The sequence below is a fragment of the Mariniphaga sediminis genome, from assembly GCF_003573545.1.
GTDB classification, from domain to species: Bacteria; Bacteroidota; Bacteroidia; order Bacteroidales; family Prolixibacteraceae; genus Mariniphaga; species Mariniphaga sediminis.
Map to the genome: position 1 here is coordinate 94379 of NZ_QWET01000014.1, position 13247 is coordinate 107625.

Annotated in this window: 5 protein-coding genes; all 5 read right to left on the reverse strand. The window is 43.2% G+C overall.

All coding sequences use genetic code 11. The annotated features are described in order from the left end of the window. Positions 1-11 precede the first annotated feature (11 nt). Complete coding sequence (locus D1164_RS16915) at positions 12-3053, reverse strand: DUF4091 domain-containing protein (protein WP_119351077.1); 3042 nt, start codon at positions 3051-3053, stop codon at positions 12-14. A gap of 160 nt (positions 3054-3213) precedes the next feature. Continuing rightward, positions 3214-5475, reverse strand: coding sequence for a GH92 family glycosyl hydrolase (locus D1164_RS16920; RefSeq protein ID WP_172594501.1), 2262 nt, complete (start codon positions 5473-5475; stop codon positions 3214-3216). Positions 5476-5890: 415 nt separating this feature from the next. Next, entirely contained in the window at positions 5891-8170 is a 2280-nt protein-coding gene (locus D1164_RS16925) for a GH92 family glycosyl hydrolase (RefSeq protein WP_119351079.1), read from the reverse strand. A 131-nt stretch (positions 8171-8301) separates the two neighbouring features. Beyond that, positions 8302-9909, reverse strand: coding sequence for a RagB/SusD family nutrient uptake outer membrane protein (locus D1164_RS16930; protein ID WP_147372212.1), 1608 nt, complete (start codon positions 9907-9909; stop codon positions 8302-8304). A 28-nt stretch (positions 9910-9937) separates the two neighbouring features. Then, entirely contained in the window at positions 9938-13225 is a 3288-nt protein-coding gene (locus D1164_RS16935; RefSeq protein WP_119351081.1) for a TonB-dependent receptor, read from the reverse strand. Between the last annotated feature and the right edge of the window lie 22 nt (positions 13226-13247).

The window sequence follows — 13247 nt, forward strand, 5'->3', positions numbered from 1 at the left end:
CATCATTAACCTCAGATATCTCCTGCTATGATATGTGCTGCCCTGTAGCGGATTGCCTGCAATACCGTCACGTTCTGTTCATAGCAGGTCATACTTTGTACTAAATCATTGTGCGAATCCTGAAGGACTGATTTTGCCCTGTTACTGTTTTGTGAGCGAGTGTTAACAATATCCGAAAGCATGAATAAATATTCTTTATCTTCCAGACCATCGCGAATACATTCCAGGCGAATGGAGGAAACGGGCGGCTCAATAATTGGCACCGACGATTTTTCCCGGCGAGGCGGATAAACCAAAATACCGTCGCCATTTCCCCATATTCCGGAACCCTTATCATTTATAGACATAGCCTGATCCCAGGGATTGTGGCGATCCCAATAAGTTATACGCCAATATAAATCTCCCTGAACGCCATATTTGTCCATCATCCAATATCGTATGCGATGATTAATAGCCGGGTGATCAATAAAATTACCGGGATAAGGCCCTTTGGGAACACAGCAAACATACCACCATGCCGTTTCCCCAAGTTTTTGCCGGGCCCGGGCTTTTTGTACATCGTACCAATCCATTACGGGAACCCACAGGTTTACGTTGCCATAAAAATAATTGACCGGAGCCGGTTCAAGGTGAAGTGTTAACAACCGGCGAATATCCGGACAAGCCGACTTTAACAGTTCCAGCCCTTTTTTAACCTCAGCGTAACTATCTTTAGCCGGTTCATCAGTCCAGTACCAGTAAGCCTTTTCCAGCCACCCTTTTTCACGTAAATGCTCCTGCACCTGTGAATATATATCTGTAAACAACCGGTTATACTCATCCGTGTAGCGGGCGTGGCCATCAATAGCCCCCGGTAATCCGCCCATATTGAATGATGTTAAATTGAACTCATCGAGCCAGGTTGTCATAGCCGCATCGAATTTTGTAAAATCAAGGACTGCCATTTTGGGTGTACCTTCCAGTATATAACTAAAATTGGCGTATTGATGCGGGGCATAGGGCGTAATACGGTGCGCAGCACAAAATTTTGTATACAGGTCGTAAACTTGTGAGCTTTGTTCGCTTGTCAGCGGCCCGTGGTATTGCCCGTTAACATTTACTCCATAAGCTGTTGCTGTGTTGGTTGCCTCTGGCAATACAAAATCAAAAACTTCCACCTCAAGGGGAACCGTTGAAACCACCTTCCCCTTTGATTTGACTACAATCTGTCCGCTGTAAACACCGCCCGGCTGACCTGCCGGAGCATAAACGGTAATCCATACCGGTGTATTTTTGTTTGCCGGGGCATCAAACGCCCCATCCATAACCGGCAATGGGTCGGGCCACATTCCGGGAGTACCGAATGATTCCTCATTCTTAGCAATTTTAATGTACTTATCGTTAAGGACAGTTACGGCTGCATTTGACGGCATTTCCACCTCAACATATTCCACCACATTGAAAGATATGTTCGATGCATCCAGCACATCCCCATTTTTAGAAGTGAAAGAGCCAGCCTCTATCTCCCATCCGCTCATCTCTTTTTCAGGTCGAATGATCACCTGAACTGCTTCGTACTCATTTTTAGCCAATGCCACATGCACAGCATCCAGTTCATCCTCCGGAAGAGGCTCTTCCCGGCCTATTTTTTCCATTGCCGAAGCCGCCCAAATATTTACCCCCGACTTTTGAGAGAGTTTATATTTACAGCCAGATAACCGCTCCAAAGCCGCATAAACCTCCTGCGGACTGATATTTACTTGTCCTGGGTCAAAAGAATTTAGCTTGTTTTTCAGAAAATTTTCATACCACTCCGGTAGTTCTTCCGGATTTTGTAATGCCTTTTCTAATTTAAAAGAAAGACCCTTTAACGCTTCCAGCGGTAAATCCAAACGGGTGGGTTCTTCTACCGAAAAATTATATCCCCGTCCCTTATTATCAACGAGAAACCACCGTCGTCCCAATGACGGCACATCCAATAATACCTGAAACCGGACATCCAGGATATTCGGCCTTAAAAAAGTATATTCTCCCGAATTCAGTTCTTCTAAAGCGTCTTCAATCTCATTAAAATTTTTATCCAAAACCTTCACATACAAGCATTTTTTTTGCCCGTCTCCTTCGTAGCCCGCCAACCGGATGCTTTTCTGTCCATGGTAATAGGAAATCGTTTCAAGGGGCAGTTTTTTAGCTCCCAAATGAAAGTCTGCATGGATATGATACAAACCATCTTTTAATTCTGTTACCGGGATTTCAAGAGGTTGGCCTATACCCACTTTTTCAGAAACATGAATATTTCCTTCCGTATCTTTAAGAATAACATCGGATTCGAATTTGTGTCCCTGCGCGGCATAAATGGATTTTTCACCTATAACCACCCGAAGTGTGCCCTTTTCTGTTTCTTCTACATTAACGCCGGGTAACGACATAGAGGTCAGTTCTGCCAGACGCAATTCAGGATCAATAAACCGCAGATAAAAACCCCAGCCCCCTGTAGATTGGATAATTTTCAGCAAGATAAAATTCCTGCCCTTTTTTAATTTTACCGGAAACATATCTTCGTCAAGGCTGGCAAACCGGTTGCTCTGGTTTTCCCAAACCATTTCGCCGTTCAGCCAGACTTTTATGCCATCGTCGCTCCCGGCTCCCAACCAGGCCTCCCGGTCACTTTCAGACTCAATCTCACAAGCTGCATATACCGTTGTAAACGGGCACTCTCCGTAAACCGACCTCAGGTCAACATAAGGCTCAGAGGAATGAAACTCTTTCCACTGGTATTTTTTCCCATTGAAAGAAAGTTCCTGCCCCTCAAAAAAACCAGTCACTTTTTCCCCTCCAGCAGCTTGCAAAAAGTCGGTTGTGTAACGTATCTGGCCGGTTTTGTCATTTCCGTCAAAATCAGGCGCAAATGGCCCGCATAGTATCCACTCTTTAATGAATTCGTTTGGAACAACCTGTATCAGCGGATTAGATACTATGGATTCAGCACGTTTGGGAAGCGACAAAGCCCCCAACACAATGATTAGCTGTAATATAATTATCCTTTTAACATTCATACCTCTGATTTTATTCATTAACAATCTGGTTAAAAACGATATACGGGCATGTTACACTGGTCAGGTAAACGGCATTTTGTTTATGTCCCGACGGGTGGAAACATTCATACGGCCCTCCATACTCTTCTCCTTTCCTAAAGTCATTCTTCCCAAAACGTAAATCAAAGCACGATAACTGTTAGTCTGTTCCCCACGCTTTATTGGGTTCAGGCCCCATTTCAAAAATCAACTCTCCCCCGTTTACCAGTTCTTCGTGGGAAATCCAGGAACGATTTAATGGCTTCCCATTCAGTCTGGCCGATTGGATATACATATTGGTTTTACTCAGTTTTGCGGCTTTGATTATAAATTCTTTACCCGGATAAACAGGATCATCCAGTTCAATCTTTACACTTTTAAAGATGGGTGCCGTAATCTGGTATACCGGATCTCCCGGGCAAACCTGAAACAGTCCCATGGCGCTCATTGCGAACCATCCCGACATGCACCCGTAATCGTCATCCATCTCTTCCAGGTACCCATCCGGAGTAGCTTTATATACCCTGTCGAAAATGGGCTCCGGGAAAAAATCATGTGTCCCGTATTTTTGAACGATGGGCTCCGTAAGAATTTTACGAACCCACTTCTGGGTAAGCCAGGGCGCCCCGCTGTAATTGAACAGGAAAGGGGCCTGCAGATCAATCTGGTTTCCGGCGGTATATAAATCGTTATCGAAAAAATAGCTCAATTCTTTTACAAAAGCTTCTTCCCCTCCAAAAGCGCTGATTAACGCGGGCATGTCGTGCAATACATTCCAACGCCAGTGCCATTTGGATCCTTCGTAAGTGTATTTTTCACGATTCATTGCCGGGTCTTCAGGAAAATCGAGCCAGGAACCATCAGCTGCCCGCGCACGGAAATATTTGATGGAACTGTCCCAGGTATTTTTCCAATAATCAGCCCGCTTCATAAAATACTGATAATCTTCCTGTTTCCCAATATCTTTAGCCACCTGGGCCAGGCACCAGTTATCCCAGCAATATTCGCCCGTTTGGTCAGGACGTTTAGGAATGAAGCCAATTTTATCATACTTTTCAGGCATCTGGAGTAATACTTCCTGTTTCAAATAAGGATATACCTCCTGAATGTCAACATCAAACAATCCTTTAAAGTAGGCGTCTACCATAACCATAATCATGTGCTCATGCCGGCACGTACTTGTTACCAGGTAACCGTCCTTTCCTTGTGCCAGAAAACTTTTCTCTCCATGTGGAGGATGCTCACTGTCGGGGAATGGATCCCAGTTGTCTGCCTGTTTATAAATATTACTCAGCGACTTAACAATATCCCGGTAAACAGCAGGCTGAAACAAACTGTACAGTGGATATTTAGTCCGAAAGGAATCCCAGAAAGCATAATTGTCGTAATGAATATACCCGTCGGCTTTGTGGTTTTTACGATCAAGCCCGGGGTAAGTCCCCTCAACATCCGTCATGTTTACAGGTAAGAAACAGGTATGATAAAGCGCCGTATAAAAAATGGTTTTATACTCTTTATCCCCTTCAACAATAATTTTTTTAAGTACTTCATTCCAATCGTTGTTTGATTTCTTTTGCAATGAAGCAAAACTCCATCCGGAACATTCTGATTCCAGATTATTCCGGGCTGCCTCGATACTTGTGTGGGAAACACCCACTTTTACAAGGAGTTGTTTTCCTTTTAAATCGCCAAAGTCAAGAATCCACCCTCCTGCGTCCTGTTTGTCCAGCTTGTCCGTATCTTTTATTGTTTCGGCACACCAGGCTTTTGTATTGGCTATGGGCAAGTTAAAATGGACAGTAAAAAAAATGGACCCATAGTAGGTTTGTTGCTCCCCCTCGATAACATGCGCCCCTTTGGGGGCCCCGGAAATATTTACAGACCGCTCCTGGTTTCCTTCGTAGAGGTACAATTTTGCATTTTTCCCTTTTGGGAAGGTATAACGATGTAACCCGACATGTATTGAAGATGTCAATTCTGCCCGAATTTTTTCCTTATCCAACTGTACCGAATAATATCCTGGTGTTGCTTTTTCTGAAGTTTTATCGATATCCGCAACCGGGCTTTTAAAAAAAGACTCGTTGTGCCCGTTGGCAAACGGGATAATCGAAAGCAAACCTGCCCGGTCGCAAATGGCAGTTCCCCCCGAGCTTCCTTTTCGAAAATGACTGAACCCGCGTATCTGCTTATCCGAGTAATCATAACCGGAATGGGCGAAATCCCCGTCGGCTGTTAAACTACCGGGGTAAGTGTCCGGTCCCAGTTTTACCAATCCAAAAGGAACCAATGCCGCCGGATGCCAGTGCCCATGATCCCCCTGGGTAGTAATAAACGGATCGACATAATCAACAGGTTTTTGTCCATTACACAAAATAGAAATTGAAAAAACTAATATCAACGTTATCAAACTGTACTTTTTCATTACCTCACTTTTCATCTCTTATCTATTGAAACATTATTCATTCTATTCAAAAACATCTGTCAGCGCTGCGCCGGTTGTCTATGAATCAGGCTCAAAAACAAACAGATAAAAACAGCAGGAGCCAAATCGTAAACAGAGCAGGATGTTTAATCCTATATCCCTGTTACCCCTTCGCCATGAACAGTTCTGAATGGGATATTTCAGACAATCCCATAGCACGCACCGCTAAACCATTCTCCCAATTATTACATGCGGCGATTTTTATCTTTTCTATTTTCTTTAAAACCAGAACCGGCCCAAAACCAAACTGTCTGTAATCCAATAAGTGAAAACCATCTTTTATTGAAAGTCAATTTTAACAGTATCACTAACAGCCTTGTAAGCCACTGCACTGAACCTGATCTCCACGGAAGGTCTAATCGTTAATCCGGGAAGCAGGGCGTTCGTTCAACTTCGTCGCCCAATCAGTCTGTGGTGTATTTCCCATATTAAATTCAAGGAGTCCGCCTTTCAGTATATCTTCGTATTTGACAAACGATTTGGAATGGTTTTTCCCGTTGAGCATAGCAGACTGGATATAATAATTACTGTCGGATGCACTTTCAGCTTTTACCACAAACTCTTTCCCGTTTGGTAAATGAAGTTTCGCACTTTTTATGGATGGGCTCCCGATAACATAATAATCCATTCCGGGAGTTACGGGATAAAACCCCAAAGCGCTAAATATATACCAGGCCGACATTTGCCCGCAGTCATCATTCCCACACAAACCATCGCGACCACTTGAATACAACTCGGTTTTAATTCTGTGAACCATCTCTTGTGTTTTCCAGGGTTCCCCGGCAAAATTATACAGATAGGCAATATGGTGGCTGGGTTCATTTCCGTGCGCATACTGGCCAATCAGCCCGGTTACATCCCAGGCCCTTTCGTTATCAATAGAAGGATCGGTATTAAACAAGGTATCCAGTTTGGTACAGAATCCTTCATCGCCTCCCATCAGTTCAATCAGTGCATTGACATCCTGAGGCACGTAAAAGGTATATTGCCAGGAGTTTCCTTCAGTAAAATCTCCCTGGTTAAGAATGGAAACGGACTTTGGATCAAACGGAGTAACCCAGCTTCCGTCGGCATGGCGGCCCCGCATAAAACCCGTTGAAGGATCGAATTGATTTTCATAAAATTTTGCCCGGTCGATAAAGTATGTGTAATCATCCATCTTCCAAAGCTTTTTGGCAACCCGGGCAATACACCAGTCATCATAAGCATATTCCAACACTTTGGAAACAGAGTTACTTTCGAGTTCGCTGGGAATATATTTGTATTTTTTCATATACCCAACGCCCCGACTATCATCCATTGCGCTTTCTTTCATTGCCTTATACGCCAGCTCGTAACTAAACCCTTCCTGATCCTTTAAAATTGCTTCTGAAATCACGGGAATAGAATGATAGCCAATCATACAATACGTTTCATTTTGCCCGTATTCATTAATGGGTAATTGATTGATCTCATTGTATCGCTGTAACATTGAATTGATAAAGTCAACATTTTTATCCGGGAACAACAAAGCATAAAGCGGGTGAATGGCCCGGTAGGTATCCCACAACGAAAAATTGGTATACAATTCCTGTGAGTCCTTCGTCTTATAAACTTCACCATCCCAGCCGCGATATGAGCCATCCACATCGGTTACCAAATTGGGAGAAACAAGGGAGTGATATAAAGCGGTATAAAAAATAGTTTTCTGCTCATCATTAATTGTTTCTACTTCAATTTTAGAAAGATATTCATTCCAAAGATCATTCGCTTCTTCCATGGTTTTTTCAAAATCCCAACCCGGAATTTCCTTTTGCAGATTTTTCATGGCGCCTTCTTCACCGGTAGCAGAAAGACCAACCTTCACAAACACTTTCTCATCAGGTTCTGTTTTAAACCGGAGAAAAACCTTGCACACTTTTCCGGAGAAATTTCGCTCCTCTCCTTCTTCTCCGTCAATGTAAGAAGTGACGGTTTCAAATGGTTTTGAAAAACGGGCGCAGAAGTAAATATGCTGGTCTTTAATAAAACCGCTGGAATTCCGGTATCCTGTAATGGTCTGATTATCGACAACCCTGATAGAGCTTTCCTGTGTGACATCTTCCATGCCATGCTCCAAATCAATAATTACACCTGCCTGACTACTTTCGGGAAAAGTATACCGATGAAAACCAACCCGTTGGGAAGCTGTCATTTCAGCAAAAATATTGTAATCATCCAGTTTTACCGAATAATAACCCGGTTTAGCTGTTTCCGAGGAATGTGAAAAACGTGAGCGATAACCTGAAGCGGGATTCTCTTTATCGCCGGCATCAAAAACAGTTTCGCCCACCACCGGCATAAACAGTATATCGCCCATATCGGCAGCACCTGTTCCACTAAGGTGGGTATGTGAAAAACCCAGAATAGAGCTGTCCTGAGAGTGGTACCCCGAACACCAGTCCCATCCTTTATTTCCGGTATCAGGACCTACCTGAACCATTCCAAACGGGAGGGTGGCAGCAGGATAGGTATGCCCTACTGTTGCTGTACCAATAAACGGGTCGACAAAATCTGTTTTAGACTCAATTCCACTATTCGTTTTTTCCTGAGGACCGGAACAACTAAAAAGGAATGACAAAACAACAATAGATTGGCCAATAATATTTAGTCTCATTATACAAATTCGTGATTTAACAATAGCGTACTACAGTTCTCAAAAGCTGTATAAGAGCCGGGACAGGTAAACCAAAAATGTACCTCCCCCGGCCATGATAATCGCAATCAAATTTTAAAAAAGGTATCCTGTTAATAAGAAGGATTTTGTTCCAGTAAAGGATTACGGTCTATCTGCTCCTGAGGTATCGGGAGTATCCGTTTTCTTATGTCAGTACTAGTTTTAACCCCCCAGGGCTCTTCAAATTTTCCGAATCTTATCAGGTCATTCCTTCTCCACCCTTCGTAAGCAAACTCCCTGGCACGCTCGTCCAGCAATTCATCAAGATCAAGAGTTGTATACGGGGTTGCATTGGCACGTGTGCGCACCATGTTGGCAAGAGAAACCGCAGTATGCCCCATGGTTGCATTAGCCCCTCTTAATATGGCCTCTGCTTTCAGTAACAGAATATCCGCATAGCGAAAAATCGGTAAATCATTGTTCTGATTTCGGGTAATCGAATTTTTGTCCGGATAAAACTTGTTACACCGGTAACCGACTGCTTTACCCAATTCATCGTTCCCTGTATCGAATGTCTCAGGATTACGGAATTCTATCTCGCGTGTAAATTCAAAATGGAACTCAACCGGGGCATCCGGATCCGGTCCGTCATACCTTTCATCCAAACCGGCATTGGTTGTGTTGATGATAATAGGAGTACCATCGAACATGTACTGTTTGCCGGTCAGCCATATTTCTTTCCGGACATCGTCATCGTTCCAGGCAAGAAACTTATCGTAATACTCCGGCAACGCTTTAACACTTCCGCTTGGGTTAAAAGGTATCTCATACTTTTGCCGGAGAGCCCTGTGAAGCCAGTAGCGGGCAGGTATATGTTCCTTCATATGTACCCCGTCGCATGGAATGGCAAACAAAAAGTCTTTAATATGTGGACCGTTGTCGGGATAAAACATACGAAGATAATCTTCATCAAGGGCAATCGTTCCGTTTGTCTGGGCTTCCGTGATGATGTTGTCGCATGCTGCTACCGCATCATTCCACCTACCGGCCTCACCGGTATATACTTCCCAGTTCATATAAAGTTTTGCCAACAGTGCATAAGCAGCCCACTTATTCATACGCGAATAAGTTGCCACACCAGTCTCAGCGCTTAAATCGGGCAACACTTCTAACACTTCATTTTCAATAAACTCACACACATCTTTCCGGCTGTCTCTGCCTTTTAATTCAACTTCCGGCCCAAAATCTGTTACAATAGGAACTCCTCCCCAATTATCCTGCAGAATAAAATACAGGTATGCCCTGAAAGCACGCAATTCAGCAATGGCCAAATCCCTTGCCTCAGTTGCCTCTTTCTCCTCAAATAACGGAAGGATACTGTTTATTTTGGAAATACCATTGAACCAGGCAGCCCAGGATTCCCGGAGAAACCGTTGATCGGCTGTTGGAGTATGCATGTGATAATTTTGATACCTGCCGTCATCGTACCAGTTACCTCCATTCGCTGTCAATATGGCCATATCACCCATAAGCTCCTGTACCATTATTTGATTAATGGTGAAAAACTTATAATGCAGAAACCTGTATGCAGGGCCCGAAATGGCAATAAAGTCTTCTTCAGTATTAGGAAAATTATCCGCAGTCAGTTCGGATTCGACCGGGACATCCAGATCTGTACACCCGATTAATATCAGTAATGTTAAAGCAACGAAATAAATGCTTTTATTTATGTATTTCATCTCATTCAATTTTTTAATGTTACAAAAACTAAAAATCAACACTTACTCCCAAAACAAAGGAACGGGTTTTCGGATATAGTGGATTACTATTTGAATCATCGACACCGGGAGTAAGCCCTGTTATCCCCACTTCAGGATCAACACCGGAATAATCAGTGAGCACAAAAACATTGCTAACCGTGGTGTAGATGGTTAATTTATTGAGATAGGCAGAAGACAGCTTCGGTGAATACGACAAGGTTACATTATCCAACCTCAGGTAATCTCCTTTTTCAAGATAGCGGGTGGATGTATAATTGGCCCGCGTATTGTTCACCGATTCATTAAGGGTTCTTTTCGATACATTGTAACGAACAACTTCTGAAGGGTAATTCAAGTCTGCTGCGGTTACATTCAATATGTGATTACCGGTTACACCCCTAAAAAGGAAGTCGAGAGAGAAACTCTTATAAGAAAACGTATTATTCCAGCCAAATACGGCTTTAGGCTGTGCATTTTCCGATGTTACTTTCCTATCAAGCGACGATGGATTTATCGTCAGGTTTCCGTCTTTATCTACAAACTGCGAAATTCCATCCTGGTTTTCACCGGCATATTCCCAAAGAGCGAATTGCCCGATTGGATACCCTTCCTGTACCCTGAAAGCGAGGTTCCCGGATTGACCATGCTGCCCCACTCCGTATATGTCAACATACTCCACCTGGTATATTTCGTTCGACAGAGAAACAATCTCATTCTTGTTAAAAGCTGCATTTGCGGATGTACTCCATCTAAAATTCCGGGTATTTACCGGGGTGGCTGTAAGCGAAACTTCCCATCCTTTATTTTGAATTTCACCCACATTGGCGACTATTGAATTCACATAGTACTGTGTTGCCGGAACATTATAATCCCAAATCAGATCTTTGGTAATTTTATCGTAATATTCCACGGTACCGCTAACCCTTCCTTTGAGTATAGCAAAGTCAACAGCAAAATTAAGCATGTTTGTACGTTCCCATCTCAAATCCGGGCTCTCGTTCTGTGTGGGTGTAATACCTGTCAGCCAGGACCCTTGATAATAAAAACTGCCGCCTGAGCCATATCGCAAAATACTAATTAGCGGATCAAATCCCAGGGAGTTGCCGCTTTCTCCATACCCGGCACGCAACTTAAGATTGTCAAAAATATTCATATTCTTAACAAAAGGCTCTTCCATTATCCTCCATCCGATGGATGCCGAAGGGAATGTACCCCACTGTTCGTTTTCACCAAAAGCAGACGAACCATCACGACGGATTGTGGCCTGCAAAAGGTATTTGTCTTTCAACTCATAGTTAAGGCGGGCATAACCGGAGATCATCCGTAAAGTTCTCATAGTGGTAGTACCATATTCCACTACATAACCGTCATGACCACTACCAACCCCCAGGTTGTTATATTTCAAATCGTCTGAAACAAAATTGATATTAGAAGACTGAAATCCGTCTCCTGTTTTATCCTCCTGCCACGAATAACCAGCCATGAGCTTGAAACTTTGATTCTCAAATTCTTTGCTGTAGGTGGCAAATGTTTCCAGAAGCTTGCTTTCGCTTCCGTAAGAAGAACGTATGGCTTTACCGTTGCTCCCCTGATCAAGCCGGGAATATTTGGAATAATATTGTCCGGCATTGGATTGTCCGGTTCTGTATGATGTGTTGAGCACATAATCCAGCCCTTCTATAATATTCAGTTCAGCCCGGGCGTTACCAAAAATCGATTTACTGATAACATCATAATCATGCTGCCTGACCATAGCCACAGGATTGTACGGAGAGGTTGATACTCTTTCGGCGTAGGTACCATCCGGGTTTGTAACCGCATAGGTTGGCTGGAACTGAAGCATATTAAGTAATGTTTCATCTTCGTCAAGAAGCCTCTCTGAATTGCTTATCACTCCACCCAACTGGAATTGTAATTTCAGCTTGTCATTAAACCCGTACTGTTCAATCCTTCCGCGCATATTGAGCCGGTTGTTACTGGTACCAATAATGATCCCTTCCTGTTCCAAATATTCAATACTTGAGATATAAGTTGTTTTGTTATTACCTCCACTGATTGATATATTGTTTTTATGGGAGATCCCCATTCTGGTCATCTCGTCCTGCCAGTCTGTATTGGCATCCATCTCATCTTCCGGGTTAAGGCTCAAACCGCTACTTGACAAATAAGAACGATACTCGTCAGCCGAAAGCATATCGATTTTATTTGAAATGGTTTCAACGCCCACATAGGCATTGTATGAAATAACCTGCTTTCCTGACTTCCCACTCTTAGTTGTAACCAATATTACCCCGTTGGCCGCACGCGATCCGTAGATGGCTGTGGCCGACGCATCTTTCAGAATGTCAATTGAAGCAATATCGTCAATAGGTGGCATAACAGCGTTTGTCATCCCGTCAACAACATAAATAGGTGACTGGGAACCACGCAACGTTGAAGCCCCTCGCAAAAGAACGGCTGTTCCCCCATAAGGACTACCATCCTTCGAAATATTTAACCCGGGAACTTTCCCCTGAAGCGCCAAAACCGGATCCTGGATAACCCCTTTATTCATTTCTTCGGGGGTAATAGTTACAACCGAACTGGTCAAATCCTTTTTCTTTAAAGAACCATACCCAATTGCAACCACCTCGTCAATCCCGATTAGATCTTCTACCATGGTTACATTAATGTTGGTCTGATCCCCGGCAGCTACCTCCTGTGTTTGCATCCCTACAAACGAAAATACCAGCGTAGCATCCCCGGAAACATTCATCAGCGAATATTCCCCGTCGGCATTGGTTACGGTTCCCTGTGTGGTGCCTTTTACCACCACCGTTACGCCGGGCAATGGCTGTCCGTCTTTATCGGTAACCTTTCCTGTAATTTGTTTTGCCTGGTTCTGAACAACTTCAATCATCCCAAAGTCCCCTAATGCCAGTTGCCGATCTCTCATCTCTCTGCGAATGATGATTTGACGGTCATAAATATCGTAGACAACATTTTGTCCTTTTAATACTTTATCCAGGATCTCCCGGATACCGGCATTCTTCACGTCAATATCTACCTTCTGTTTTTCATTTAATTCATCGATATTGTACAGAAAGAAGAACTCACTTTTTTTCTCAACCTGGTCTAACACCTCTTTGATGGTTGAGTCCGTTAGTTTCAAGCTCAATTTTGTTGTCTGCGAGTAGGTATTACCTGACACATAAACAACAAAACAAAATGATAGTAATACGGTTAGTCTCATAATCCTCCATAATTGTTTACCCTTTTCCCACGAAGGAAAATGCTTTAATAACTTTTTTTTCATACTTTTGAATGTTTATAATTAA

What these genes read in the sequence shown, in the direction of transcription:
- D1164_RS16915 (WP_119351077.1), bottom strand. Translation starts at nt 3,053, where the DNA reads ATGAATAAAATCAGAGGTATGAATGTTAAAAGGATAATTATATTACAG.
- D1164_RS16920 (WP_172594501.1), bottom strand. Translation starts at nt 5,475, where the DNA reads ATGAAAAAGTACAGTTTGATAACGTTGATATTAGTTTTTTCAATTTCT.
- D1164_RS16925 (WP_119351079.1), bottom strand. Translation starts at nt 8,170, where the DNA reads ATGAGACTAAATATTATTGGCCAATCTATTGTTGTTTTGTCATTCCTT.
- D1164_RS16930 (WP_147372212.1), bottom strand. Translation starts at nt 9,909, where the DNA reads ATGAAATACATAAATAAAAGCATTTATTTCGTTGCTTTAACATTACTG.
- D1164_RS16935 (WP_119351081.1), bottom strand. Translation starts at nt 13,225, where the DNA reads ATGAAAAAAAAGTTATTAAAGCATTTTCCTTCGTGGGAAAAGGGTAAA.